Genomic DNA, 26,261 nt, shown 5'->3' with positions numbered 1-26,261 from the left:
GGCGCGGCGGCGCTCAGCCGGCCGACCGGCGGCCGGAGAGCTGCTCGACCAGCTTGAGCAGGGCGCTGTGGTCCAGCCCGCCGTCGCCCTGTGCCCGGAGTGCGGCGATGAGCTGGGCGACCGCCGCACCGAGCGGGATCACCACCCCGGCGTCCCGGGCCGCCGAGGTGACGATGCCCATGTCCTTGTGGTGCAGGTCGATCCGGAAGCCGGGCTGGAACTCCCGGGCCAGCATCCCGGCCGCCTTGCGGTCCAGGATCCGGTTGCCGGCCAGGCCACCGGCCAGCACCCGGACGGCCGCCTCGGTGTCCACCCCGTACGCCTCCAGGAAGACGATCGCCTCGGCGACCAGCTCGATGGTGCCGGCCACGATGAGCTGGTTGGCCGCCTTCACGGTCTGTCCGGCGCCGGCCGGACCGACGTGCACGACCGTCGCGCCGAGCACCTCCAGGAGGGGCAGCGCCGCCGCGAAGTCCGCCGGCTCGCCACCGACCATTATGGAGAGGCTTCCCTCGACCGCACCCGCCTCGCCGCCGCTGACCGGGGCGTCCAGCACCCGCACCGAGCGGATCCGGCCCGCCTCGCCGACCTGCCGGGCGGTGGTCGGCGAGATGCTGCTCATGTCGACGTAGAGCTGGCCGGGGCGGGCGTGCGCCAGGATGCCGTCGTCGCCGAGCGCGACCGCCTCGACGTCGGCCGAATCCCGGACCATCGTGATCACGACGTCGACCTGCCGCACCAGCTCGCCGATGCTGGCGGCGACCTTGCCGCCGGCCTGCTCCAGGGCGGTGTTGCGGTCCGGGCTGACGTCGTGGCCGACGACGTCGTGGCCGGCCCTGACCAGGTTGACGGCCATCGGGCCGCCCATGATGCCGAGGCCGATGAACCCGATGCTTGTCATCTCAGCGCTTCCCTTCGTCGGTCTGGTCCGCACCGCTGCCCCGGCGGTGCCGGGGCAGCCACTCGAAGCTCTCCGCGCTCGGCCCGTCGGGCAGGTACTCCAGGCCGACCCAGCCGTGGTAGCCGGCCCGTTCGAGCTGGTGGAGATGACCGTCGAGGTCGAGTTCGCCGGTGCCGGGCTGGTGTCGGCCGGGCGCGTCGGCGATCTGCACGTGCCCGATCCGGTCGGCATGCTCGGCCAGTACCTTCGGCACGTCGTCGCCGTTGACGGTGAGGTGGTAGAGGTCGGCGAGCAGGGCCAGGTTGCGGACGTCGCGTTCGACGAGCAGCTGGTCGAGTACGGCGACCGCGTCGGCTGCGGTGCGCAGCGGGTAGGGCTGCGGGCCGCTGACCGGCTCGACGAGTACGGTGCCGCCGATCCGGGCCACCGTGGCGGCGGCGAAGGCGAGGTTGGCCACCGCCGTCTCCTCCTGGACGGTCGGATGCAGGTCGGCGGTCCGGTTGCCGTATAGGGCGTTGAAGGACCGGCAGCCGGTGGCCGCACCGATCATCGCGACCAGTTCGACGTTCTCCCGGAACTCGGCGGTGCGGGCCGGCCAGGAGAGGACGCCCCGGTCGCCGCCCGGCATGTCCCCGGCGAAGAAGTTCAGCCCGACGAGTTGCACGTCGGCGTCGTGCACGGCGGCTAGGAACGCCTCCACCTCGCGGGCCGGTGGCACCGCCTCGGCGAACGGCCACCAGAACTCGACGGCGTCGAAACCGGCCGCCTTTGCCGCCGCCGGCCGGTCCAGCAGGGGCAGCTCGGTGAAGAGGATCGAGCAGTTCACGTCGTAGCGGAGCTGGTGTCCGGGCACGGGCCCTCCCTGGCGGCTCGGCGACACTGCTATTACCTACAGAATTCTGTATGCAGTATGGAAGTCAAGTCAAGGCACCAACGGCACCGTGGCCCCGCGCTCGGCGAGCGCGGGGCCACGACAGGGTGGAACAGGTGGATCAGAGCAGTTGGACGGCGGCCAGGGCCAGCGGGTCGAGTGCGTCCGGGTCGGACTCGGCCCGGGTCAACAACTCGGCCCGCATCCGGGGATCCCAGAACGCCTGGATGTGCTCGGCGATCGCCGCCGCCGCCTGCTCCGGCGCCTGGTGCCGGAACTGCACGGCGATCTCGTTGGCGAGCCTGACCTGTGGCGACATCGGCTCAGTCCGCCATCGCCGGAAGCTGCTGCCGGGCCGCGGCCGCCTCGACCGGCGGATTCTTCAACCCCACCTGCACCGCCGTCACCTTGTATTCCGGACAGTTCGTCGCCCAGTCCGAGTTCTCCGTGGTGACCACGTTCGCCCCGGTCACCGGGTGGTGGAAAGTGGTGTAGACGACCCCGACCGGCATCCGGTCGGAGAGCACCGCGCGCAGCGAGGTGGCACCGACCCGGCTGGCCAGGGTGACCTCGTCACCGTCGGTGATGCCCCGGACCTCCGCGTCGTGCGGATGGATCTCGAGTACGTCCTCCGGATGCCACGCCACGTTCCCGGTCCGCCGGGTCTGCGCCCCCACGTTGTACTGGCTGAGGATCCGCCCGGTGGTCAGGATCAGCGGGAACTTGCGGGTGCTCCGCTCCCGGGTCGGCACGAACGGCGTCTGCACGAACCGGCCCCGCCCCCGGACGAAGCCGTCCATGTGCATGATCGGGGTGCCCTCCGGCGCGGCGTCGTTGCAGGGCCACTGCACGCTGCCGAGCTTGTCGAGCTTGTCGAACGACACCCCGGCGAAGGTCGGGGTGAGCGCCGCGATCTCGTCCATGATCTCGCTCGGGTGGTCGTAGCGCATCGGGTAGCCCATCGCCTGGGCTATCTCGGCGACGATCTGCCACTCGTGCTTGCCGGTCCTCGGCGCCATCACCGGGCGTACCCGGTTGATCCGGCGCTCGGCGTTGGTGAAGGTGCCGTCCTTCTCCAGGAAGGAGGTGCCGGGCAGGAAGACGTGCGCGAACTTCGCCGTCTCGTTGAGGAAGAGGTCCTGCACCACGAGCAGTTCCAGCGCCTCGAGCGCGGCGTGCACGTGCCTGGTGTTCGGGTCCGACTGCGCGATGTCCTCGCCCTGCACGAAGAGCGCCCGGAAGCTGCCCTCGATCGCCGCGTCGAACATGTTCGGGATCCGCAGCCCCGGCTCGGGCAGCAGGGTACTTCCCCACATGTTCTCGAAGACGCCGCGCACCACGTCGTCGGAGATGTGCCGGTAGCCGGGCAGCTCGTGCGGGAACGACCCCATGTCACAGGAGCCCTGCACGTTGTTCTGCCCGCGCAGCGGGTTGACCCCGACGCCGTCCCGGCCGATGTTGCCGGTCGCCATCGCCAGGTTGGCCATCCCCATCACCATCGTCGAGCCCTGGCTGTGCTCGGTGACACCGAGGCCGTAGTAGATCGCCGCGTTGCCGCCGGTGGCGTAGAGCCGGGCCGCCGCACGGACCTCCTCGGCCGGTACCCCGGTGAGTTCCTCGACCGCCTCCGGGCTGTTCTCCGGCCGGGCGATGAACTCGGCCCAGCCGTCGAAGTCCTCGCAGCGCTCCTCGACGAAGCTGCGGTCGACCAGCCCCTCGGTCAGCACCACGTGCGCCATCGCGTTCACCACCGCCACGTTGGTGCCGGGGGCGAGCTGGAGGTGGTGCGCCGCCTCGATGTGCGGCGAGCGGACCAGGTCGATCCGGCGCGGGTCGACCACGATCAGCTTGGCGCCCTCGCGCAGCCGCCGCTTCATCCGGGAGGCGAAGACCGGGTGCCCGTCGGTCGGGTTCGCCCCGATCACCATGATCACGTCGGACTGTGCCACCGAGCGGAAGTCCTGGGTACCGGCGGAGGTGCCGAAGGTCTGCTTCAGGCCGTACCCGGTCGGCGAGTGGCAGACCCGGGCGCAGGTGTCCACGTTGTTGTTGCCGAACGCCGCCCGGATCATCTTCTGCACCACGTAGACCTCCTCGTTCGTGGTGCGCGAGGAGGTGATGCCGCCGATCGCCCCGACCCCGTGCCGGGCCTGGATGTCCTTCAGCTTCGCGGCGGTGTGGGAGATCGCGGTCTCCCAGTCGACCGGCCGCCACTCGTCGGTGATGGAATCCCGGACCATCGGGCTGAGCACCCGATCCGGATGGCTGGCGTAGCCGAACGCGAACCGGCCCTTGACGCAGGAGTGCCCCTCGTTGGCCCCGCCGTCCTTGTAGGGCACCATCCGGACCAGCTCGGCGCCGCGCAGCTCGGCCTTGAAGGAGCAGCCCACGCCGCAGTAGGCGCAGGTGGTGACGACGCTGCGGGTCGGCATGCCGAGCTGCACCACCGACCTCTCCTGGAGGGTCGCCGTCGGGCAGGCCTGCACGCAGGCGCCGCAGGAGACGCACTCGGAACTCATGAAGTCGGTGCCGCCGGCCGACACCTTCGAGCCGAAGCCACGCCCCTCGATGGTCAGCGCGAACGTCCCCTGCACCTCGCCACAGGCCCGGACACAGCGGGAACAGGCGATGCACTTGGACGCCTCGAAGTCGAAGTACGGGTTGCTGGAGTCGGTCTTCTCGTCGAGGTGGTTGGCGCCGTCGTAGCCGTACCGGACCTGGCGCAGCCCGACCACTCCGGACATGTCCTGCAACTCGCAATCGCCGTTCGCCGAGCAGGTCAGGCAGTCCAGCGGGTGGTCGGAGATGTACAGCTCCATCACGCCCTGGCGCAGCTTCGCAAGCTTCGGCGACTGGGTGGTCACCCGCATCCCGTCGGCGACCGGGGTGGTACAGGAGGCCGGGCTGCCCCGCCTGCCGTCGATCTCGACCAGGCAGAGTCGGCAGGAGCCGAACGCCTCCAGGCTGTCGGTGGCGCAGAGCTTCGGGATCTCGATCCCGCTCAGTGCCGCCGCCCGCATCACCGAGGTGCCCTCGGGTACGGCGACGGGGTGCCCGTCCACCTCGACGGTGACGGTCGCCGGGCCGGGCCGGGCCGGGGTGCCGAGGTCGGGTTCCTTCAACAGGCTCATGACGCCGCTCCGCTACGCTCGCTCATGGTCTGGCCTCCTCGTGTCGGCCGGCGGACTTCTCCCCCCTGGCGGTGAAGTCGTCCGGGAAGTGCAGCAGTGCGCTGCGTACCGGCATCGGTGTCAGGCCGCCCATCGCGCAGAGCGACCCCTCGGTCATCAGCTCGCAGAGATCTCCCAGCAGGGCCAGGTTGCCGTCCGGGTCCTGGCCGGCGGTGATCTTGTCGATCACCTCGACGCCCCGGACCGCGCCGACCCGGCAGGGGGTGCACTTGCCGCAGGACTCCTCGGCGCAGAACTCCATTGCGAATCTCGCCATCGCCGCCATGTCGACGCTGTCGTCGAAGACCACGATGCCACCGTGTCCGAGCATCGCGCCAGCCGAGGCGAAGGCTTCGTACTCCATCGGCAGGTCCAGGCCGGACGCCGGCAGGTACGCCCCGAGCGGGCCGCCGACCTGCACCGCCCGGACCGGCCGCCCGGACCGGGTGCCCCCGCCGTAGGTGTGCACGAGTTCGCCCAGCGTCATGCCGAAGGCGGTCTCGAAGACGCCGCCCCGGGCCACGTTGCCGGCCAGTTGGAACACCTGGGTGCCCCGGGACCGCTGCACCCCGAGCGCCTGGTACGCCGCCGCGCCGTCGGCGAGGATCGTCGGCACCGAGGCCAGGGTCAGTACGTTGTTCACCACTGTCGGCCTGCCGAACAGGCCGGTGATCGCCGGGATCGGCGGCTTGGCCCGGACCATGCCGCGCTTGCCCTCCAGGCTCTCCAGCATCGCGGTCTCCTCGCCGCAGATGTAGGCGCCCGCGCCGACCCGGACGTGCAGGTCGAAGTGGAGCCCGGCGCCGAGCACGTCGGTGCCGAGCCAGCCCTGCTCCCGGGCGATGCCGATCGCCTGGCGCATCGTCCGCACCGCGTCCGGGTACTCGGACCGGATGTAGACGTAGCCCTCGGTGGCGCCGACCGCGTACCCGGCGATGGTCATCCCCTCGATCAGGGTGAACGGGTCGCCCTCCATCAGCATCCGGTCGGCGAAGGTGCCGCTGTCGCCCTCGTCGGCGTTGCAGCAGACGAACTTCAGCTCGCCGGGGGTGTCCAGCACGGTCTGCCACTTGACGCCGGCCGGGAAGCCGGCACCGCCCCGGCCGCGCAGCCCGGACCCGGTGACCTCGCCGACCACCTCGGCCGGGGTCAGCGCCAGGGCGCGGCGCAGCCCGGCGAGGCCGCCGTGTCCGAGGTAGTCGTCCGGGGAGAGCGGGTCGGTGACGCCGACCCGGGCGAAGCAGAGCCGGGTCTGGTCGCGCAGCCAGGGCAGCTCGGCGACGACGCCGTGGCACAGCTCGTGGTCGGCTCCGTCGAGCAGGCCGGCGGCGACGAGCTCGGCCACCTCCTCCGGCGCGACCGGGCCGTACCCGATCCGGCCGCGCGCGGTGACCACCTCGACCAGCGGCTCCAGCCAGAGCATGCCGTGCGATCCGTTCCGGACCACCCGGACCGGCCGGCCCGCCTCGGCGGCGGCCCGCTCGATCTCGGCGGCGACCAGGTCCGCGCCGACCGAGAGCGCGGCCGAGTCGCGGGGTACGTAGACGACCGTCACCGGCCCGGCGCCCGGACCGCCGTCGCCGCTGACGCGTCCACCGCCGTGGTTGGCAGGGCGTCCACCGCCGTCGGCGCTCACGCGTCCACCGCCGTGGTTGGCAGGGCGTCCACCGCCGTCGGCGCTCACGCGTCCACCGCCGTGGTCAGCAGGGCGTCCAGCCGGGCCGGGGTGAGCCGCCCGTGCACCCGCTCGTCGATCTGGCCGGCCGGGCCGAGCGCGCAGTTGCCCAGGCAGAACACCTGCTCCAGGGTGACCGAGCCGTCCGGTGTGGTCTGTCCGACCTTGACCCCCAGGGTCCGCTCGGCATACTCGACGAGCCGTTCGGCGCCGACCGACTGGCAGGCCTCGGCCCGGCAGAGTCGCAGCACCGTCCGACCGGCGGGTTCGGCCCGGAAGTCGGTGTAGAAGGTCACCACGCCGTGCACGTCGGCGCGGGAGATGTTCAGCTCGTTGGCCAGCACCGGCACGACGCCGGGGTCGACGTAGCCGAACTCGGCCTGGATCCGGTGCAGGATCGGCAACAGCGCACCGCGGTCGCCACGGTGTGCGGCGACCATGGCGCGCACCCGATCCGTCACCGAGGGGTCCGGACTGGCCACGGCGATCCACCTCCACTCGGGCTGGCTGGACCTCCACCATACGTCGCTCTGGATACCGTATGCAATATCGCTTGCCGGGTGACCCCGGCGGACGGAGGACCAGTTGATCAATATCCAGTATCGCCTGCGGGAAGGCGTTCCGACAGGGGCACGCCACTGACGGACGGCGATGCCGGCGAACCGGCCGCACCAGGCGGCACGGCCGTGTGCTGTCCCGCGCGCGGTCAGCCGATCGCGGGACTGCGCCGCTCCAGCAGCACCACGTCGCGCCACTTGCCGTGGTGCCGGCCGACCCGCTCGCGTACGCCGACGACCCGGAACCCGGCCCGCTCGTGCAGGGTGAGGCTGGCGGCGTTCTCCGGGAACACTCCGGACTGGATGGTCCAGATCCCGGCGGCCTCGGTCGAGGCGATCAACGCGTCCAGCAGTGCCCGCGCCACTCCCCTGCCCCGGGCGGCCGGATGGACGTAGACGGAGTGCTCGACCACTCCGGCGTAGACGGCCCGGGCGGAGACCGGGCTGACCGCCACCCAACCGAGCACCGCGCCGTCGTCGTCCACCGCGACCAGCCGGTGCGCGCCGAGCCGACCGGCGTCGAAGGCCGGCCAGGTCGGCGCGGTGGTCTCGAAGCTGGCCTGCCCGCTGTCCAGCCCGGCCTGGTAGATCGCCAGCACGGCGGTGGCGTCGCCCGACTCCATCTCCCGAATCCGCATGGTCGTCCGGCCTCAGTCGGTGAAGTGCGGGTTCCCGGCGGTCAGCCGGAGGGTGAAGGCACCCGGGCTCCGGTTGACCGCCACGTGGTTGCAGGACTGGTAGGTGATCCACATGCCGAGCCCGCCGGCAGCGCCGTCCGCCGCCGGCAGCAGCCCGGCGAAGGGGTCGGCCGGGCCGCCGCCCGCGTCGCTGACCGCGACGACGATGCGGTCCGCGCCGGCCCAGAGCCGGAACCGGACCGGCGGGCGACCGTGCCGCAGGGCATTCGTCACCGTCTCGCTCACCGCGACGACCAGGTCCTCGACCGCCTCCGTACCCAGCAGGCCGGTATCGGCCGCGTAGACCGCCTGTCGGGCCAGGGCCGGCGACGGATCGACGAGTTCGACCGCCGGGGGCGTCCGCTGGAGCGGGTCGGGCACCGGCGAGCGCGGCTCGGTCAGATACGCCTTCGGCTCGGTGTACGTCTCGCTCGGCCGGCGGCCCTCCGCCGTCACCACCCGCGGATGGGTACGCAGCACGTCATCGAGCACCGCCGCGGGGGTCACCCGGATGTCGTACGCGCACATGCTCCAGAGCGGGAAGCCGTCGTACGCGTGGTTGATCGCCGACTCGTAGCGGGCCCACCAGTCCCAGGTCGGGCCGAGGGCGGCCAGCGGCACCTCGCCGATGATCCGGATCTGCCGGGCGCCTCCGGCGACGTATCCGGCCAGCATCTGCTGGTAGGCGCGGATCGCCGCAGCCGGGCGGGCGTAGAGGTCGCCGCCGGGCAGGAAGGTGACGCCGGAGTCGGCCGGCAACCCGGACCGGACCAGTCCGGCCGTCCGCTCCCCCAGCGACACCACGGTCGGCTCCCCGGCCGTGACCCCGCCGAGCAGGAACGGCAGCACGACGGCGAGCAGTTCCTCGTCGGAGCGGTACGGCACCGCCTCGTGGAAGTAGCCCTCGTGGCCGGCTGCGGCTCCGGTCCTCATCGGGCCGCCTCCACCCGGATCCCGGACAGCCCGATCAGCTCGACGAGCCGCGCGGCGGCGCCCCACGGGGTACGCAGCACGGCGGTGGCGTCCCGGCCGCCGGCGTAGTCGCGCAGCCGGGTCAGGCAGTGGTGGTCGATGAACCGCAGGTCGCTGGCGCGCATCACCAGCTCACCGCGTACCGGGCTCAGGTCGGCGTGCTCCAGTGCCGTGGCGAACATCTCCTCGTTGAACGTGTCCAGCTCGCCGGCCAGCGCCGCGGCGCCGTCCCCGGGCGGGCAGGCGTAGAGCCGGAACAGGACGTCGGGGACGTTGCTCACCGGGTGCAGGCAGGCCAACTCGGCGACGATCCGGTCACCCAGCTCGGCGCGCCGGTAGCCGCACATCCCGGAGAGCGGATGGAGCCGCATGTAACGGTCGATCCCATGCTCGTAACGGGCGAACGACGCGACCTGCACCGGAGTACGCACCAGCGGCGTCACGTCCGCCGCCACCCGCAACCCCCGGTAGCCGGCGGCCAGGGCCTCCTCGGTCGCGGCCGTGAACCGCCGCACCTGCGCCACCGGGTCGACGACGCCGTCCTGGTAGGCCGCGTCGAGGCCGACCACCTGGGCGGCACCCCGGCGCAGCGCGTCGGCGAAGCCGGCCAGCCCGGCCAGTCGTTCGGCGGCCTCCGCCGGCTGTCCCGGCACCGCATACCAGACCCGCTCACCGGCGGCGAGGCCCTCGGCGAGGAAGCGCCGGGCTCGGCGGTCGAATTCCGCCGGTTCGTCGTAGGCCCAGCAGACATGGCCGTACGGTGCGGCCGTACGAGGGTTGATCATGCTGGCGCCCACGTCTGAGAGTCTAGGCCGCACAGGCCCGCCGGTCATCCGCCGGGTGACCGGCCCGTCGCCCTCCGGCCCCGCCCCGACCTGGTCCTGCGCCGGTCGGCGGGTTTGCCGGCACGAGGCCGGGGTAGCCGCCTTCCTCCTAGCAGCGTCGCCGGTCGGAAGGGGCGTGCGATGAGCGGTCCGGATCAAGCCGTGGGAAGTCAGCCGTGGCTGCACCAGCACGACGGGCGGATCCAGGATTTCGGCACCGTCCGGCAGTTCCCCCTCGGGCTCTCCTCGGACGCCCGGATGTACTCCTGCCAGCGGCTCAACCAGGTCCTCGCGGACACCCAGATCCTGTACGCCCTCTACAAGAAGCACCACTGGCTGATGCGTGGGCCGACGTTCTACCAACTCCACCTGCTGCTCGACAAGCACGCCGGTGAGCAGCTGGCGCTTGTCGACATGCTCGCCGAACGGGTGCAGACGCTCGGCGGGGTGGCAGTGGGCGACCCCCGGCACGTCGCCGAGATCACCCGGATCCCCCGCCCGCCGGACGGCGCCGAGCAGGTACCGGTGATGCTCTCCCGGCTGCTCGACGCGCACGAGACGATCCTGATCGACGTACGCGACGCCGCCGGCCGGGTGGCCGAGACGGGCGACGACGGCAGCAACGACCTGCTGGTGTCGAACGTGCTGCGCACCGGCGAGTTGCAGGCGTGGTTCCTCGCCGAGCACCTGGTCGAGATGCCGCTGGCCCGGAGCTGACCGGCGCGCCCGTGGCCGGGTCAGCTCCGGTAGACCTCCAGCTCGGCGAGCTGGCCGGCGGGCCAGCCGGTGTTGCCGGTGAACTCCAACCGGACGTACCGGGCCGGGGTGGCCGGGAAGGTGACCGTGACCGTGTTGCCGCCGGCCGGGTCGAACAGCCGCCCGGCGGACGCCGAGAGGGTGCCGAACGAGCTGCCGTCGGTGCTGCCGCGCACCGCCAGGGTCTGGGTGCGGGCGCCCCAGGCCGGTGACGGCGGCAGTCTGAGCACCAGACGGCCGACCGTCGCGGCGGCGCCCAGGTCGACCTGCACCCACTGCGGGAAGAGGTGGTTCGGGCTCTCCCAGTAGCTGTCCGGGTTGCCGTCGACGATGTTGCCGGAGCCGTAGTGCTGGACGTGCCCGCTCTCGGTGGTCGGCCGGCCGCGCGCCAGGTTGGTGTTCGGCTCGGGGTCGCCGCTGACCGGTGGCGTCGGGCGGACCGGGGTCAGCGGAAGCTGGCCCTTGAGCATCCGGCCGCCGTCGGCGGTGATCCGGAGGTAGTAGTCGGACGAGCAGAAGGTGCCGTCCTCGTCCAGCGCCCGGATGCCGGCCCCGGCCGGGGTGGTCGCCTGGGTCTCGCTGGTCTTGGCGATCTGGTTGCCCTCGTTGAACTCGTCGAACATCGACACGTAGAGGCCCTGGGCGCCGAGCCGGACCATGTTGTAGAGGTGCCGCCAGTAGAAGTCGCCGTGCCGGCGGTGCCCGGCGGAGAGGTCGCCGGGCATCACGCACGGCTGGTAGTCGACGCCCCGGGCGGCGCAGTCGGCCTGGTCGGGCTGGTTGACATTGGTGTAGAACCAGTCGAGCCCGTCGAGGGTGCCGGTGCGGCCGACCATCCACGGCGAGATCATGTCGAACGCGCGGTAGACCTCGGTGAACCCGGGCCGGGAGTCGTTGATCCCCTCCCGCCAGTACGTCGGCACGCCGCCGATCACGTAGCAGCCCTGTGCCTTGAACCAGTTGACGACGTCCAGGCACGGTGCCGGCGGGAAGGGTCGCCCCGGATCGTCGAAGCCGAAGCCCCAGACGCAGACGACCGGCCTGCCGTTCTGCCGGGCGTACGCCGGGGAGGCGGTGTGCGCGGACATCTTCGTCGACCAGTCGGTCCTGATCTCGCTGGCGAAGTTCGTCCAGCTCGTGACGTCGTACATGATGTAGTACCTGCGGCCGAAGCGCTCGGCCGCGGAGCGGACCTTGGCCGCCATGGCGTCCCGGGTCGGCCCCTCGTCGCCCATCGGGTTGAAGCGTTGCAGCGCCGCCGTGTCGCAGTGGTAGTCCCGCATCCACCGGAAGTGCGTGTCGACGGTCTGCTGGTCGTAGGAGGAGAAGAGCGTCGCCGGGGTGCCGTTGCCGAGGTTCGGGTACGCCGTGGGATAGCCCCGGTCCAGCTCGCGCAGGTCCGGCCAGGAGACGATCGTGGTGTTGGCCGGCGAGGGCGCCTGGAACCGGTCCCGGCTCCAGTGCCACCAGCCGCCGATCGGTGCACCGTCGCCGGGGCAGGCGAACCAGCCCTGGTAGCCGACCGAGATCTTGCCGACCACGTCGCCGGGCGGGCTCGCCGCCCGGGCCGGGGCGGCCAGCGCGGCGAGCAGTTCGGCGGTGGAGGCGGCGGCCAGGGCCCCGCCGGCCGCTGCGGACATCAGGATTCGTCGGCGTGGCACTGCCATGGCGGCCGCTCCTCGGAGGGAAGGGATGCGGGTCGATGCCTCAGCCTGCCAGTTCCCGACACATCTCCGCAATACTTCGACACACGGCCGAAAAATTTGGGCAGTGTCGAGGAAATTCACGAGTCGGATGGCTCGGCCCGGCGGGACCGCCGGTCGCGGCGAGGCTCCAGCCGAGCCCGCGCCCGGGCCACCTTGACCGCCCTGGTCAGGGTCTCGATGTCGTACGCGCCGTAGTGCCGACGGTCGTTGATGAAGAAGGTCGGGGTGCCAGAGACGCCGCTCAGGTCGGCCGAGTCGACGTCCTTGGCCACCCGCGCGGCGTGCTCGTTCGCCATCAGGTCCGCCTGGAACTGCGCCTGGTCGAGGCCGAGTCGACCGGCGTACCCGACCAGGTCTTCGGTGCGCAGCCGGTCCTGGTGGTCGAGCAGCAGGTCGTGCATCTCCCAGAAGGCACCCTGGGCGGCTGCCGCCTCGGCCGCCTCCGCCGCGAGCTGCGCCTGCGGGTGCACGTCGGTCAACGGCAGGTGCCGCCAGACGTACCGCAGGTCGACGTCGGCCAGCAGCTCGCGTACCGCCGGTTCGGCCTGGCCGCAGTACGGGCACTGGAAGTCGCCGTACTCGACCACGGTGACCGAGGCGTCCACCGGGCCACGGACATGGTCCCGGCGCTGGTCGACCGGCAGGACGAGGTCGACCAACTGGTCCACGTCGCCGAGCAGCGCGCGGATCCGTCGCGGCTTCGGCAGCGCCGCGGTGACCCGGAAGACCACCCAGGTGAGCAGGGCGGCCACCACCGACGCCGCCAGGACCCCGATTTTCGCCTCGGCGAGCTGGTCGTCGCCCCGGAAGGCGAGCGTGGCGATCAGCAGGGACAGGGTGAAGCCGATGCCGGAGATGGTGCCGCTGCCGAGCACCCCGGCCCAGCCGACCGACGGCCGGATCCGGCCCCGGGTGAGCCGGTCCAGCAGCCAGGTGACCCCGACGACCGCGACCGGCTTGCCGACGACGTAGCCGAGGAAGACGCCGAGGGTCACCGGGGCGGTGACGGCCCGGGCCAGGAACTCGGCGTCGAGCGCGATGCCGGCGTTGGCCAGGCCGAAGAGCGGGACGATCAGATAACTCGACCACGGGTGGTAGATCCGCTGGAGCCGGTCGTTCGGCGACAGGGACCGGGCCAGACCGACGGTGGCGTCGCGGGCCAGCTCGGCGGTGGGCTGCTCCCGGAACAGCTTGAACAGGCCACTGGCGTACTCCAGGGCGCCCCGGGCCGGCGAGTAGGCGGTCGCGGTGAGGCCGATGGCGAGCCCGGCGACCACCGGCTCCACGCCGCTGGCCAGCAACGCCGCCCAGAGCGCGACGCAGAACGGAAGGTAGACCAGACCCCGCCGTACGCCGAGGGCCCGCAACCCGAGCAGCACCGCGAAGAGCCCGATCGCCACGCCCAGCGGCAGCACCTCGACCCGCTCGGTGTAGACCACGGCGATCACCACCAGCGCCACCAGGTCGTCGACCACGAACACGGTGAGCAGGAAGATCCGCACCTGGTCGGGTATGCCGCGGCCGAGCAGTGCGATCAGGCCCAGCGCGAGCGCGGTGTCGGTGGACATCGCCACACCCCAGCCGTGCGCGCCCGGTCCACCCAGGTTGACCAGCAGGTAGATCCCGACCGGGATCGCCATCCCGACCAGGCCGGCCACCAGCGGCAGCACGAACCGGCGGCGGTCCCGCAGGTCACCGAGATCGAACTCCCGGCGCGCCTCCAAACCCACCACCAGGAAGAAGAGCGTCATCAGGCCGCTGTTCACCCAGGTACGCAGGTCGTAGGAGACGCCGGCACCGCCGAGCCGGATGGAGAGCTCGGTGCCCCACACCGCCTCGTACGACGACTCGTCGAGATTCGCCCAGACCAGCGCCGCCACGACGGCCGCCACCAGCACCCCGGCGCTGCCCGACTCGGTGCGGACGAACCGGCGCAGCGGCGCGGCGATGCCCTGGGCCCAGGCCGTCCGGCCGGACATCCGCGACGCGTTCGCATCCGGATCGGTCACCGGTGTCCCCCGTCCGTCGGCTGTCCCCTGTCCGTCGGCTGTCCCCTATCCGTCGGCTGTCCCCCGTCAGTCGGCTGTCCCCGGTCCGTCGGCGGTCCCCGCAGCCGGCGACGAGGATCCGGTCAGACCGGCCTTCCGGGCGGAAACCCGGCCGCACTCGGCCGCGCCGCGCCGGGAGTCGATCCCCCGAGATTTACCACGTCCGCCCCGCCCGGTCGGGCCACTCGGCCGAACCTCCCGGCGGAATCCGCGCCCGGCGCCGGGCGTTGTCCCAGGCGAGACGGCGGAGCGACCGCCGGCTGGAGTCGGAGGAGAGCAGTCATGAAGGTTCGCAGCTCGCTCCGGGCGTTGAAGCAGAAGCCCGGCTCGGTGGTGGTACGCCGGCGCGGCCGGGTGGTCGTGGTCAACCGCGCCAACCCGCAGTGGAAGAGCCGCCAGGGCTGACCGCAGGACCGCCCGCCACAGGACCGCCCCACGCCACAGGACCGCCCCACGCCACAGGACCGCCGCACGTCAACCGCGTCAACCGCGTCAGCCCGTCCGGCCGGTCGGTCCGGTGCGCCCGGGTGGACCCGGTCAGTGACGGGGGTGGATATATTGTGACGGTTCCATCACACTGCGCAGGTCGATGTCCGCGAGGCATGGAGGATGCGTGACCGACTGGTCGGGCGAGCGATCGCCGGGACTGTCGCACCGGGAGATGGCCCGGGTCCAGACCGTCGCCGAACTGGCCGCGCTGCTGCGACACCTGCGCCGTCGGGAGGCCCGGCTGGAGGGGGCTAGCCCGCTCACCTACCGTGAACTGGCGGCCAAGACCGGCTGGTCCCGGGGAATCCTCGGCGAGTACTTCGCCGGCCGGGTACTGCCGCCGACCGACCGGTTCGACATCCTGATCAGGCTGCTCGGCGCCACCCCCGGCGAGCAGGGTGCCCTGGCCACCGCCCGGGACCGGGTCGAGGAGCGACGCCGCCCCGCCGGCCCGGCCGAGCCGGTCACCCCGGCCCCGGCGTCCCCGCGCCAGCTTCCGCCGACCGTACCCGGTTTCACCGGCCGGGCCAGCCAGCTGGCCGAACTCGACCGACTGCTGGAGGCCGACCCGGCAGCCCCGGTGGCGCTGATCACCGCCGTCTCCGGCACGGCCGGGGTCGGCAAGACGGCGCTGGCGCTGCACTGGGCGCACCGGGTCGCCGACCGGTTCTCCGACGGACAGCTCTATCTCAATCTGCGCGGCTTCGACCCGACCGGATCGCCGGTGGCGCCGGCCGAGGCCATCCGTGCGCTACTCGACGCCCTCGGAGTGCCACCGCAGCGGATCCCGGCCACCCTGGACGGGCAGGCGGCCCTCTACCGGGGCCTGCTCGCCGCACGGCACACCCTGGTGGTGCTCGACAACGCCCGGGACGCCGACCAGGTACGCCCGCTGCTGCCCGGCGGCCCCGCCTGCCGGGTGCTGGTGACCAGCCGCAACCAGCTCGCCGGGCTGGTCAGCACCGGAGGCGCCCGGCCGATCGTGCTGGACCTGCTCAACTGGGCCGAGGCCCGACAACTGCTGGCCGCACGGATCGGCGCCGAGCGGGTGGCGGCCGAGCCGCGGGCGGTGGACGACATCGTGAACGCGTGCAGCCGGCTGCCGCTGGGGCTGGCGATCGTGGCGGCCCGGGCCGCCCTGAACCCCGGATTCGCCCTCGGCGCGCTCGCCGCCGAACTCGGCGAGGCGCGGGGCGGGCTGGCGGCGTTCACCGGCAGCGATCCGGCCTCCGACGTACGCGCGGTCTTCTCCTGGTCCTACCGGGCGCTCGGTCCGGAGACCGCCCGGCTGTTTCGGCTGCTCGCCCTGCACCCCGGGCCCAGCGTCGGGACACCGGCCGTGGCCAGCCTCGCCGGGCTGCCGCCGGGCGAGGTCCGGCCGCTGCTCGCCGAGCTGACCGACGCCAACCTGGTCGCCGAGCACGGTCCCGGCCGGTACGCCTGTCACGACCTGCTGGTCGCCTACGCCGCCGAGCTGACCGTCGCGGTCGACCCGGAGGCCGAACGGCGGGCGGCGAGCCGACGGGTACTCGACCACTACCTGCACACCGCGCACGCCGCCGACCGCCGACTGGACCCGCACCGCGACCCGATCCCGCTGCTGGCCGCCTCGCCCGGCGTCACACCGGGCCGGATCGCCGACCACGGCGCCGCGCTGGCCTGGTTCGACCTCGAACTGCCGGCACTGCTGGCCACCGCCGAGGAGGCCGCGACCGCCCGGCTCGACCGGCAGCTGTGCCGGCTCACCCGCACCATGGCACACGTGCTCGAACGCCGGGGGCACTGGCACCGGTGGGCGGCGGTGCAGGAGCTCGCGGTGGCAGCGGCCCAGCGGCTGGCCGACCCGGCGGAGGAGGCGCACGCCCGGCGGAGTCTGGGCCGGGCGCTGGTCCACCTCGGGCGGGTCGAGCCGGCCGTGGACCAGTTGGACATCGCGGGTGAGTTCTACCGGGTGGCCGCCGACCGGCTCGGGCAGGGCCGGATCCAGTTCGACAGGTGCTGGATCGCGGTCCGGCAGAACCGCTACCCCGACGCGCTGCGACACAGCCGGGCGGCCCTCGACCTGTTCACCGCCGCCGGCAGCCGCTCCGGGCAGGGGCGGGCGCTGAACAACATCGGCTGGTGCCTGAGCTGGCTCGGACACCACGAGGAGGGCGTCGAGTACTGCCGGCAGGCCCTCGACGTGCTGCTGGAACTCGACGACCGGTTCGGTGCCGCCGACGCCTGGGACAGTCTCGGGCACGCCCAACACGAACTCGGCCGCTACCGGGAGGCGGCCGAGTCGTACCAGCACTCGTACGCGCTCTGGCGGGAACTCGGGCACCGCTACCAGGAGGCCGACCTGCTGGCCCGGCTCGGCGACACCCAGTCGGCGATCGGTGACCTGGACGCCGCCTCGGACACCTGGCACCGGGCGCTGGACATCCTGGACGACCTGGACCACCCGGACGCCGAGCAGGTGAAGGCCCGCCTCGACCGGGTCGGCCGGGCACCGGGCCGCTGACCGCGCTCTCCCTCGCCCGGGCCGCTCTCCCCTCGCCCCGGCTGCTGCCCCGGATCTCCCTCGCCCCGGCTGCTGCCCGATCCGGTGATCACCGGGCCACGGCAGTAATTTCACCAATACCCCGCCCCGGGTCGCATCGGTAGGTTCGAATCGCCCCAGGACGTGAGGAGAGGCCGTGACGGTGACTGTGCCCCAGCTCGGCGACCTCGTCGGCCCGGCACCGGCGACCACCCGGTCCGTCGGGCCGGCGACCACGCGGTACACCATCGACAGCCTGGCCCGGCTGGTCGGGATGTCACCGCGCAACATCCGGGCGCACCAGGCGCGCGGCCTGCTCGCGCCGCCCACCCGGTCCGGCCGGACCGCCTACTACAGCCCCGGGCACGTACGCCGGCTGGAGAGCATCAAGTCGCTGCAACGGCAGGGCTTCAACCTGGTCGCCATCGAGGCGATGCTCGGGGTGCGTAATCCGGCGCCGCCGGCCACCGAACCGCTGACCGCCGCGCTGAACCGGCTGGCGGCCGAACACCCCGCCCTGCTGCACAACCTCGCCCGGCACGGCGTACTGGCCCGCGCCGGGGACGGCTCGGTCACCGCCACCCGCCCCCGGGCGGTGCAACCGGCGCTCGACCTGCACCAGGCCGGCGTACCGGTGCTGGCCGCCCTGCGCCTGCTCGGCGAACTGCTCGACCGGCTCCGCCCGGTCACCGACGAACTGGTACCGGCCGCCGGCACCCGGCTGTCGCAGCTGCGCCGGACCGGCGCCCCCGGGACGTCCCGGCAGCAGCCCGACCACGAGACGGCGGCGCTGACCCAGAGCCTGGCCCGGCTGCTCAGCGAGGCGTTCCGGGTGGTGGCGGAGAACTCCTGCACCGTCACCACCACCGGAGCCGACACCGCCAGCACCACCGGAGCCGACCGCGACCGTTGGCCGTGCGCCGTCGGCGCTCGGCACGGCTGTCAGGCGGTGGCGTCCCGGCCGGCGTAGCGGCCCGGGGTGGTACCGAGGTGCCGGACGAAGTGCCGGTGCAGGTGCGCCTGGTCGTGGAAGCCCACCGCCACCGCCACGCTGGCCGGTCGCTGGCCGGCCAGCAGCAACCGGCGGGCCCGGTCGAGACGCCGGCCCGTCAGGTAGGCGTGCGGCGGCAGGCCGTAACTGCGGGTGAAGCACCGGACCAGGTGACTGGGATGGGCGTCCAGGATCGTCGCCGCCTCCCGCAGCGACATCCCGACGGGGATCCTGGCATCCAGCAGCTCACGCAGCCGGGCGGCCAGCCGGTCCGACCGGCTGCTCCGGGTGCCGGTCCGGAGCGCGTCGAGGTGCCCGTGCAGCCGGTCCCGGATCAGGGCGAGCCGGGACTCGGCCTCGAACGTGTCGCCGGGATGCGCCGACGCGACGTGCAGCTGGTGGATCCGGTGCCGCAACAGGTCGTCGTGCAGGACGGGACCGTCCACCGCGCTGCCGACCAGCCGCTCCGGCAGTACGGTCGTGTCGAGATAGAGCACCCGCTTGCGGAAGCCGGCCGGGGTGGCGCTGCGGCCGTCGTGGGTGACGCCGGGCGGGAGCAGCACGGTGCTGCCGGCCGCCACCCCGTGCTGGTGCCGGTCGAGGGCGAAGTCGACCGACCCGCCGTCGAGGATCATCAGGTCCCAGGTGTCGTGGGTGTGCGCCGGATAGGCGTGCTCGGCGAAGCGGGCGTGGAAGACCTCGGCGATTCCCGGCACCCTCGGTCGCCAGGCGTTGATCGTCGTACCGGGCCGCTGCGCTGCCATGTCAGGAACGTACAAGACAGCTGCGATGCGACGCGGGACGCTGGGCGGCCGGGGCGGCGGTGACCGTGCCCCGACCGGAATCGTCGAAGGGCGTTACGCGTGGCCGAGTTTCCCGTACCTGTCAACCTCGCCGAACGGCTCGGCCGGTTCACCGAGCTCTGGGCGCAGAAGAAGGTGGCCGACCTCAACGACTACGAGATCAAGATCGCCAAGGTGAAGGGCGAGTTCGTCTGGCACCGCCATCCGGAGACCGACGAGTTCTTCCTGGTGGTCAGCGGACGGCTGACCATCAGGATGCGCGACGGGGACGTGGTCCTCGGACCCGGTGAGCTGTTCGTGGTGCCCCGGGACGTCGAGCACTGCCCGGTGGCGGACGAGGAGACCGCGATCCTGCTCGTCGAACCGGCCGGGACGCTCAACACCGGTACGGCCGGCGGGCCGCTGACCCGGGCCGCCGAGGCGCTCACCGATCCCGTCAACCCCGGGCCAGCAGACCGACCAGGGCGGTCCGGGAGGTAACCCCGAGCTTTCGGTAGATCCGCATCAGGTGCGCGTCGACGGTACGCGGGCTGATCTGGAGCTGCCGGGCGATCACCCGGGAGGTGGCACCGGTGACCGTCAGCTCGGCGACCTCGCGTTCCCGTGCGGTGAGCAGCGTCAACGGGTGGGCCGGCTCGGTGGCCGCATCGGCTCCGGCCGCCGGACCGGCCGGCCGGGACAGCCGGGCGGCCAGCCGCCGCTGCGCCCGGTCCGCCTGCCCGGCCAGCCAGCGGGCGCCGCTGGTCGCGAACAGCTGCTTGGCCCGGCCGAGCTGCTCCCGGGCCGACTGCGGATCCCCGGTCGCCGCCAGCGCCTCGGCGAGCACCATCCGGGCCTGCCCCTCGGCCACCGGCATACCGGCCGCGCCGAGCTGTTCGACTGCCGGTGTCACCCGCGCGACGGCGTCGCCCGGGGCGCCGTGGGCCAGGGCCAGCGTCGCACCGGCCGTGCCGACCAGGCCGAGCCGGCCGGGCAGGTCACCGGCGGCACCGGCGGCCCGGGCAAGCCAACGCCGGGCCGATGCCGGTATCCCGGCCGATCCGCCGCCGGCCGGGATAGCGGCTACCGGCCCGTCAACTGCCGGCCCGCCGCCTACCGGCCCGCCGCCTACCGGTTCGGGCCGACCGGGCGTGGCGGCGGTGAGTGCCCGGACCACCAGGACGTTCGCCTCGGCCGGACCGAGGCAGCGGTACGTCTCCGCGTCGGCGAGCAGCTCCGGGCAGCCGGTGTCGTCGCCAACCGCCGCACCCGCCTCGGCCAGGTGCATCCGGGCCACCGCCCGGTACAGGGTCGAGCGGGCGGCGGCGCCGCCGCGCAGCCGCTCCAGGACCGGGCGTACGGCGTCCGGACCGGCCAGCCAGAGCAGCGGCCGGAGCCGGACGGCGGCCGCCAGCGTCGCCGCCTCGGCCCCGCCCTGCCACCTGGCGATCTCCTCGGCCTCCTCGGCGTCGCGCAGCGCGTCGTCGACCCGGCCCACCGTGCCGTAGAGCACCGAACGGGCCGCGTAGAGCAGCGGATGTACGTGGATCCGGCCGTACCGCAGCCCGACCTCGATGCCCCGCTCCGCGTGCGCCAACCCGTCGGTGACCCGGTCCAGCATCGTCTCGATCCAGGCGAGCAGGGCGATCGCGCCCAGCTCGTCCCGGAGCGCGGCGTCGCCGAGCGCGTCGATCAGCCGGGCGGCGTACGAGACCCGCAGCCGGGCGGTGGGCAGCGGTTCCCGGGCGACCGCGCAGGCGGCCAGTACCGTGCTCGCGGCCGCCTCGATTCCCTGGTGGCCGTCCTGCCGGGCCCGGTCCATGGTCCGGCGGGCGTGCCGGGAGCCGGTCCGCCACCGGCCGGCCAGCATCTCGGTGACCGCGAGTTCCAGCCGCAGCATCGCCTGCGGCGTACCGGTGGCACCGAGCCGGTCCAGTTCGGTGCTGAGCAGCGCGTTGGCGACGTCGAGCCGGCCGGCCAGCCGCTCCAGCACGGCGAGCTGTTCGACCGCCGCGTGCCGGTGCGGGCCGGCGACCGCGACGAGGTCGTGCAACACGGTCCGTGCCTCGTCGAACTGGCCGGTCACCCCGAGCGCCTTGGCGAAGAGCAGCCGCAGCTCGGCCCGGCGGTCCGCCCGGCCGGGGCCGTCCGGCAGCGCGGCGAGGGCGACCCGCAGCCAGCCGGCGCTGGTGCTCGGCGCCGTACCCATCGTGGTCGTCGCGGCCGTGGCGAGCACCTCGGCGGCGGCCTCGTCCCCGGGCCGGATCGCCTTGCCGAGGTGGTGGGCCCGCAGTGTCAGCGGGGCGCCGGTGCGTTCCAGGTGGGCCGCGGCCCGGCGGTGCGCGGCCAGCCGCCAGGCCGGACCGGCCAACCAGTACGCGACCGCCCGCACCAGCGAGTGCCGGAAGTCCAGCTCCGCACCGACCTGGCGGAGCAGGTCGCGCACGACCAGTGCGTCCAGCGCGATGGTGGTGCGCTGCGGGTCGAGCCCGGCCGCCGCGGCGACGGTGCCGATGTCGAGGCCGGGTCCGACCACCGCGGTGGCCTGGAGCACCAGCCGTTCGGTCGGACCCAGGCCACGGACCTCGGCAGCCATCGCACCGTGCAGCGCGTCGGTCACCGGCTCGTCGGGGAAGTCGCCACGGCGCAGCGCGCCGAGGACCTGCGTCGACGTGCCGGCGAGCAGTTCCAGGTAGAGCGGGTTGCCGCCGCTGACCTGGTACAGCAGCCGGCGTCGGGACGCCGGCTCGGCCGGCAGCAGCCGGTCCAGGTCGGCGCCGGTCAGCGGGGCGAGCCGGAGCCGGTCGGGCAGCGGCGCCAGGTGGGCGAGTTCCTCGGCCAGTCTCGGCGGGCACTGCTCGGACCGGAACGCCAGCACCACCGTCATCCGGGCGTCCGGCGGATGCCGCAGCAGATAGCCGAGGAACTCGACGGAGGCGTCGTCGGCCCACTGCACGTCGTCGCAGACCAGCAGCGCCCCGCCGGGACGGGCGGCGGCGGTGACCAGGCCGCGCAGCCGCCGGTGCCGCCGGTGCCGCTCGACCGCCGCGGTGGCCGGCCCCGGTCCGCCGGGGTCGGGCACCGGGAGGCTGTCCAGCAACGCGTGCAGGTCGGCCCGATGGTCGGGTACGCCGGCCAGCGCGTCCAGCAGCACGCCGTACGGCAGGGAACGCTCGAACTCGGTGGCCCGGCCGAGCAGCACGGTACGTCCCCGCTCGCCGGCCACCCTCGCGAACTCGGCGACGAGCCGGCTCTTGCCGATCCCCGGTTCACCCTGGAGCACGAGGAAGCGGGGCCGGGACCGGTCGGAGTCGAGCAGCGCCGCCATCCGGGCCAGCTCGGCGTCGCGCCCGACCAGGGCGGCAGCACCGGTCTGCGGCCGCCCGGAACGTGCTGCGGCCGTCGGCTCCGACGGCGATCTGACCGGCACCCGGGACCTCCAGGACGTGCGTTGATCCTGGTCCGAGGTAACCGCGTAGACCTTCGTCCATGCCAGGGTAGATCGGGCCGAACTATGAGCGGTAATCAGTCCATTGACACCGCGGGGCGTAGACCATATGGCCGCCACCCACCGCCCCCGGGTCGGAGCGGGCGGCGTTCTCGCAGGTGGCAACGGTCAGGCGGGCGGGTCGGCGGGATCGGCTGCCGCGCTCACGGGCCCGCCGCACGGCGCCCGGCCGGGCGGGCGGAATCGCGGATGGTGCCGGCTCCGGTGCCCGGAATTTGGTGCGTCCGTCCCGCGCTACGGGACACGTCGGTCCCGCGGGTAGGACCGGGCGGCAGCGCAGCGCGGCGTACCCCGAAAGGTTCTCCGCACGCCCGTGCTCGGGCGGGGCGTCAGCGGCGGAACCTGGCGACGGCGCTTCGGGCCAGGCGCATGCCGGCGATCCCCGGCAGCGCCCTGCCGGCGATCCTCCGCACGCCCCCGCCGGTCATGTCGGGCATGCGTTTGCCGATCAGCTGACGCACGCCCTTGCCGGCCATGCCCTCGCGGCCCATCCCGCGCATGCCCTTGCCGGCCATCCCGCGCATGCCCTTGCCGGCCATCCTGCGGACGTTCCTGGTCTGCCGGCTGATCCCGTTCACCCGGCGCAGCATGCCCTGCACCACCTGGCCGGGTTTCTGCTGCTCACCGGCGAGCGCGGTGACCACGATCAGCCCGCCGGTCAGGGCCGGGATGACCCACTGCAACACCCGCAGCTGCCGCTGCCGGGCCGCGACACCGGCGGGTGTGCCGTTCTGCGGGGCCGTCGTCGCCGCAACCGGTGCCGCGCTGCTCTTCTCCAACTGCATGCCGAGCATCCGGCTGTAGCCGGTGGCCGCCAGCGCCGCCACCGTCAGCCCGGTCTTGACGGCGCTCATCCGGCCCACCCCGGCCTGCACCAGCATTCGTGGGCTCTCGGTGATCAGTTCACCGGCGGCGCCAGCCACGTGGGTGCCGATCGCCGCCGCGTTCACCGGGGTCCACTTGGCCCAGCCGGCCGAGGCGACCCCCAGCCGCTGACGCGAGTCGCTCACCTTCGCCGCCGCGCCGTTGACCCCGATCGCCCCCATCAGGGAGCCGCCGAACCAGGCAGCCAGGCCGAGATCGTGCATCGAGCGCAGTACCGTATGCCGCTCCGACATCTGCCAACCTCCGTACTAGGAGATCCGCGGGTACCCGTACCAGAGGCTTCCAATCCCGCCGTCCGCCGCCGACAGGCCGATCCCACGCTGGTGCGCACGTAGGTCGGATCAGCGACCCACAGCTGGTTCGGGCGGCTGCGGTGAAGTCACGTTTGACCAGGTCACGATGCCGGTCGGTCTCGGCGGCCGGCCGGGCTAACGGATTTCATGCGACGGAGTGGGTGATCGCGGCCAGGTATTCGCCGGTGACGAGGTCGACGGGGAGGGCGAGGGTGAGGGTGGGCTCCCAGGCGACCCGGTTGGGTCCGGTGCCTCCGCTCCAGCGCGCGGCGAATTGGGGGGTGGTGAGTGCGGCCCCTGGTTGGGGCAGGAAGGTTCCGGCGCCCGTGGTTTCGACCGGAGGTCCGGAGGTGTAGACGATGCTGCCCTTGTGAACCCGGTGGCCTGCGGTGCCGTTGCCATGGACGAAGTCGGTGATGGCGACGGTGGCGGTCCAGGTCCCGGAGGCGGTGCCGCGGTCGTCGATGACGCTCACCAGGCCGATCGGTCCGTTGAGGGCAGGGGTGCCGGCAGCGACTGCGGGGAGTACGACGCTTTCGGGGGCTCCGATGTTCAGTCCGGTGGGTCCGGCTGACACGGTGACGGTGACGGTGCCGGTGGAGGTGCCGTTGCCGGGGTCGGTGGCGCGGTAGGTGAAGGTGTCCTGGCCGACGAAGGTGGGCGCCGGCGTGTATGTGCAGGCGGCCGGGGTGCAGCTGTACTCGCCGTGGGCGGTGGTCCCGCGGGTCGGTACGACGGTGAGAGTGTCGCCGTCGATGTCGGCATCGTTGGCGATGACGTCGATGACGACCGGGGTGCCGCTGGTGGTGGTCGCGGTGTCGGGCGCGGCGACGGGTGGGTCGTTGACCGGGGTGACGGTGATGGTGATCCTACTGCTGGCGGAGCGGTTGCCGGGGTCCGTGGCGGTGTAGTCGAAGCTGGCCTGCCCGTGGTAGTTCGGCGGGGGGGTGTAGGTGCAGGTACCCCCCGTGGTGCAGGTGAGACTGCCCTGACCGGGGGATGGTTGGCTGACGGTGAAGGTCAGGGTGTGCTGGTCAGGGTCGCTGGCATAGGTGGTCAGGTGGAGTTCGAGAGGGGTGTCCTCGCCTGTTGTCAGGGTGCCCGGAGAGGCGGTCGGGGCGTCGTTGACGTCCACTCGGGTGGGATCGGTGGCGCCGGGCGAGCCAGGGTCGTCGGTGATGTCGGTGTAAGTGGTGCTGCTGGTCGGTGATCCGTAGGTGATGGTCGCCTGGTTCGTGATGATCAAACCGGCCGGTGCGGGATCGTTGACGCGGACGCGGAAGCGCAGCACCTGCTGGCTGCCCGGGGCCATGGTGCCTCCGCTGGTGGCGGTGGCGCCGGTGCCGAGGTTGAGAACGAGCCGGTTGTTGGCGGTGTCGAGCCGGGCGTTGTCGTCGCCGGCGGCGTCGGTACGGGCGGTGCCGTTGATCGACATCGACCCGCTGATGTAGGTGGTGCCGGTCGGCAGTGGGCTGACCGCCTGGACGCCGGTGGCATTCTCGCTGCCGGTCGAGTTCACCGTGGTGGTGTACTCGATCACGTCACCGGGGTTGACGGTGGACCCGCCTCCCACCCGGGCCACGGTGTTGGTGGCGGTGATGTCCGGCTCGTAGATGTCGATCACGGTGAACAGGGCGACTGCCTCGTACGACTCCCCGCTGGTGGTGAAAGCGACGGTGGCGGACGTCTGGCCGTTGCCGATCGAGCCGCTGGGCGCGGTGACGTAGTCGGTGTCGAAGCCGAGCTGGTTGACGTAGTCGGGGTTCTTGCCCGTGACCCTGGCGCCGAGCCGGGTGACCGAGCTGTTGAAAAAGTTGGTCGCGGGGTTGAGGCTGTCGCTGAGGGCGACGCCGTTGAAGGAGATCCCGTCGCCGGTGGTGGCGAGGTCGCCTTCGGAGGCGACCGCGCCGATTCGGGCGTTCACGGCGCCGGTGGTGGGGGTGCGGAAACCGGAGATGGCGGTGGTGACCCGGTTGTCGGCGGTGGTGGCGGCGAGCTCGGCGTAGCCGTCGAAGATGGCGAGGTTCCGCAGCGGCTGGGTGCTGTCGCGGATCGCGGCGACGATGGCCCAGCCACCTCGAGCGTTGGTGCCGAGCGAGGTGGTCAGTCCGGCGACGGTGTAGGTCCCGCTGGTGCGAACCAGTGCGGTCACCTCCGCGAACCCGGAGTAGGGAACGCCGCCGGTGGTGCTGACCGCACCGGTGGTGACCTGCCCCTGCAGTGCCGTGTAGCCGCTGCCGGGTCGGGCGAGGGAGATGTTCTGGCGGCTGTTGTTGGTGGCGGTGGCGCTGCCCATCCAGTACAGGCCCGCCCAGAGGACGGTCGCGCCGGTGGGCACGCTCAGGACGGCGGAGCTGGAGTTCGCGGTAGACGCGACATTATCGGCATCGACATACTGGGAGGTGTAGTTGTTGTTGTTGACCACGGCGCCCGCCTGAGCGGACGGACAGGTCGGCGTTCCGGCTACGGCGGGCGCCAGGCAGGTGACCAGGGCGTTGCCCGCGAAGATCACATCGCCGCGTTCGGAGGCCTGAAACCGCGGGGTGAACGGCCGGACGAGGGCTGCCTCGGCAGGCCGCGCGGTGACGACCAGCCCGGTCGCGACCGTCGCCAGGACCGTCACGCCCAGGGAAAA

19 protein-coding genes and 1 pseudogene are annotated in these 26,261 nt (G+C 72.9%); 5 read left to right on the top strand and 15 right to left on the bottom strand.

Features of this window, described 5'->3' with window-relative positions; all coding sequences use genetic code 11:
- Positions 1 to 13 precede the first annotated feature (13 nt).
- From O7626_RS11310 to O7626_RS11270, 9 genes are all read right to left on the bottom strand, one after another.
- Positions 14 to 901 (bottom strand): 2-hydroxy-3-oxopropionate reductase, encoded by an 888-nt coding sequence (locus tag O7626_RS11310; protein ID WP_278061112.1) that lies wholly within the window; start codon positions 899 to 901, stop codon positions 14 to 16.
- Position 902: 1 nt separating this feature from the next.
- Positions 903 to 1,754 (bottom strand): TIM barrel protein, encoded by an 852-nt coding sequence (locus tag O7626_RS11305; RefSeq protein ID WP_278061111.1) that lies wholly within the window; start codon positions 1,752 to 1,754, stop codon positions 903 to 905.
- A 139-nt stretch (positions 1,755 to 1,893) separates the two neighbouring features.
- Positions 1,894 to 2,091 (bottom strand): formate dehydrogenase subunit delta, encoded by a 198-nt coding sequence (locus tag O7626_RS11300; protein WP_278061110.1) that lies wholly within the window; start codon positions 2,089 to 2,091, stop codon positions 1,894 to 1,896.
- A gap of 4 nt (positions 2,092 to 2,095) precedes the next feature.
- Entirely contained in the window at positions 2,096 to 4,903 is a 2,808-nt protein-coding gene (gene fdhF / locus O7626_RS11295; RefSeq protein ID WP_278061109.1) for a formate dehydrogenase subunit alpha, read from the bottom strand.
- 22 nt (positions 4,904 to 4,925) lie between these two features.
- A complete protein-coding gene (locus tag O7626_RS11290) occupies positions 4,926 to 6,578 on the bottom strand; it encodes an NADH-quinone oxidoreductase subunit NuoF (protein ID WP_278061108.1) in 1,653 nt (550 codons plus the stop codon).
- A gap of 44 nt (positions 6,579 to 6,622) precedes the next feature.
- Positions 6,623 to 7,099: a formate dehydrogenase subunit gamma gene (locus tag O7626_RS11285; RefSeq protein WP_278061107.1), complete on the bottom strand. Its 477-nt coding sequence runs from the start codon at positions 7,097 to 7,099 to the stop codon at positions 6,623 to 6,625.
- Between the two features lie 224 nt (positions 7,100 to 7,323).
- Positions 7,324 to 7,812: a GNAT family N-acetyltransferase gene (locus O7626_RS11280; protein ID WP_278061106.1), complete on the bottom strand. Its 489-nt coding sequence runs from the start codon at positions 7,810 to 7,812 to the stop codon at positions 7,324 to 7,326.
- A 12-nt stretch (positions 7,813 to 7,824) separates the two neighbouring features.
- A complete protein-coding gene (locus O7626_RS11275; protein ID WP_278061105.1) occupies positions 7,825 to 8,784 on the bottom strand; it encodes a sensor histidine kinase in 960 nt (319 codons plus the stop codon).
- A complete protein-coding gene (locus tag O7626_RS11270; protein ID WP_278061104.1) occupies positions 8,781 to 9,620 on the bottom strand; it encodes an MEDS domain-containing protein in 840 nt (279 codons plus the stop codon). The genes O7626_RS11275 and O7626_RS11270 overlap by 4 nt, the downstream gene beginning before the upstream one ends.
- Positions 9,621 to 9,788: 168 nt before the next feature.
- Between O7626_RS11270 and O7626_RS11265 the strand changes: the two genes are divergently transcribed.
- The gene (locus O7626_RS11265; RefSeq protein ID WP_278061103.1) at positions 9,789 to 10,364 is read left to right on the top strand and encodes a DNA starvation/stationary phase protection protein; all 576 of its coding nucleotides are present in this window, start codon (positions 9,789 to 9,791) and stop codon (positions 10,362 to 10,364) included.
- Positions 10,365 to 10,387: 23 nt separating this feature from the next.
- On the opposite strand, the pseudogene O7626_RS11260 reads toward O7626_RS11265, so the two are convergent.
- Together O7626_RS11260 and nhaA are read right to left on the bottom strand one after the other, a co-directional pair.
- Positions 10,388 to 12,070, bottom strand: a pseudogene (locus O7626_RS11260) (discoidin domain-containing protein); the annotation flags it as partial.
- A 116-nt stretch (positions 12,071 to 12,186) separates the two neighbouring features.
- A complete protein-coding gene (gene nhaA, locus O7626_RS11255) occupies positions 12,187 to 14,088 on the bottom strand; it encodes a Na+/H+ antiporter NhaA (RefSeq protein ID WP_278066129.1) in 1,902 nt (633 codons plus the stop codon).
- Between the two features lie 351 nt (positions 14,089 to 14,439).
- On the opposite strand from nhaA, the gene O7626_RS11250 reads away from it, so the two are divergent.
- The 3 genes from O7626_RS11250 (at position 14,440) to O7626_RS11240 (ending at position 18,137) form a co-directional block, all read left to right on the top strand.
- Positions 14,440 to 14,562 carry a 50S ribosomal protein L36 gene (locus O7626_RS11250; RefSeq protein ID WP_030490864.1) on the top strand — a complete coding sequence of 41 codons (123 nt, stop codon included), beginning with the start codon at positions 14,440 to 14,442 and terminating at the stop codon, positions 14,560 to 14,562.
- A 208-nt stretch (positions 14,563 to 14,770) separates the two neighbouring features.
- Positions 14,771 to 17,149 carry a tetratricopeptide repeat protein gene (locus O7626_RS11245; RefSeq protein WP_278061102.1) on the top strand — a complete coding sequence of 793 codons (2,379 nt, stop codon included), beginning with the start codon at positions 14,771 to 14,773 and terminating at the stop codon, positions 17,147 to 17,149.
- A gap of 175 nt (positions 17,150 to 17,324) precedes the next feature.
- The gene (locus O7626_RS11240; protein ID WP_278061101.1) at positions 17,325 to 18,137 is read left to right on the top strand and encodes a MerR family transcriptional regulator; all 813 of its coding nucleotides are present in this window, start codon (positions 17,325 to 17,327) and stop codon (positions 18,135 to 18,137) included.
- Here O7626_RS11240 and O7626_RS11235 read toward each other — a convergent pair.
- Positions 18,110 to 18,922, bottom strand: coding sequence for an AraC family transcriptional regulator (locus tag O7626_RS11235; protein WP_278061100.1), 813 nt, complete (start codon positions 18,920 to 18,922; stop codon positions 18,110 to 18,112). The two genes, O7626_RS11240 and O7626_RS11235, sit on opposite strands and share 28 nt — an antisense overlap.
- Positions 18,923 to 19,021: 99 nt before the next feature.
- Here O7626_RS11235 and O7626_RS11230 point away from each other — a divergent pair, with 99 nt between their 5' ends.
- On the top strand, positions 19,022 to 19,441 hold the full coding sequence (locus tag O7626_RS11230; protein ID WP_278061099.1) for a cupin domain-containing protein: 420 nt from the start codon (positions 19,022 to 19,024) through the stop codon (positions 19,439 to 19,441).
- Here the strand turns inward: O7626_RS11230 and O7626_RS11225 are convergent.
- The 3 genes from O7626_RS11225 to O7626_RS11215 form a co-directional block, all read right to left on the bottom strand.
- A complete protein-coding gene (locus O7626_RS11225) occupies positions 19,398 to 22,370 on the bottom strand; it encodes a LuxR family transcriptional regulator (RefSeq protein ID WP_278061098.1) in 2,973 nt (990 codons plus the stop codon). The two genes, O7626_RS11230 and O7626_RS11225, sit on opposite strands and share 44 nt — an antisense overlap.
- A gap of 407 nt (positions 22,371 to 22,777) precedes the next feature.
- Complete coding sequence (locus O7626_RS11220; RefSeq protein WP_278061097.1) at positions 22,778 to 23,566, bottom strand: hypothetical protein; 789 nt, start codon at positions 23,564 to 23,566, stop codon at positions 22,778 to 22,780.
- Between the two features lie 205 nt (positions 23,567 to 23,771).
- Positions 23,772 to 26,249 (bottom strand): Ig-like domain-containing protein, encoded by a 2,478-nt coding sequence (locus O7626_RS11215; protein WP_278061096.1) that lies wholly within the window; start codon positions 26,247 to 26,249, stop codon positions 23,772 to 23,774.
- Positions 26,250 to 26,261: the final 12 nt, after the last annotated feature.

Source organism: Micromonospora sp. WMMD1102 (assembly GCF_029626265.1).
In the GTDB taxonomy this organism is placed as follows: Bacteria; Actinomycetota; Actinomycetes; order Mycobacteriales; family Micromonosporaceae; genus Plantactinospora.
Note: the sequence above shows the minus strand (reverse complement) of the source record. Positions and strands in the feature narration are given on the sequence as shown.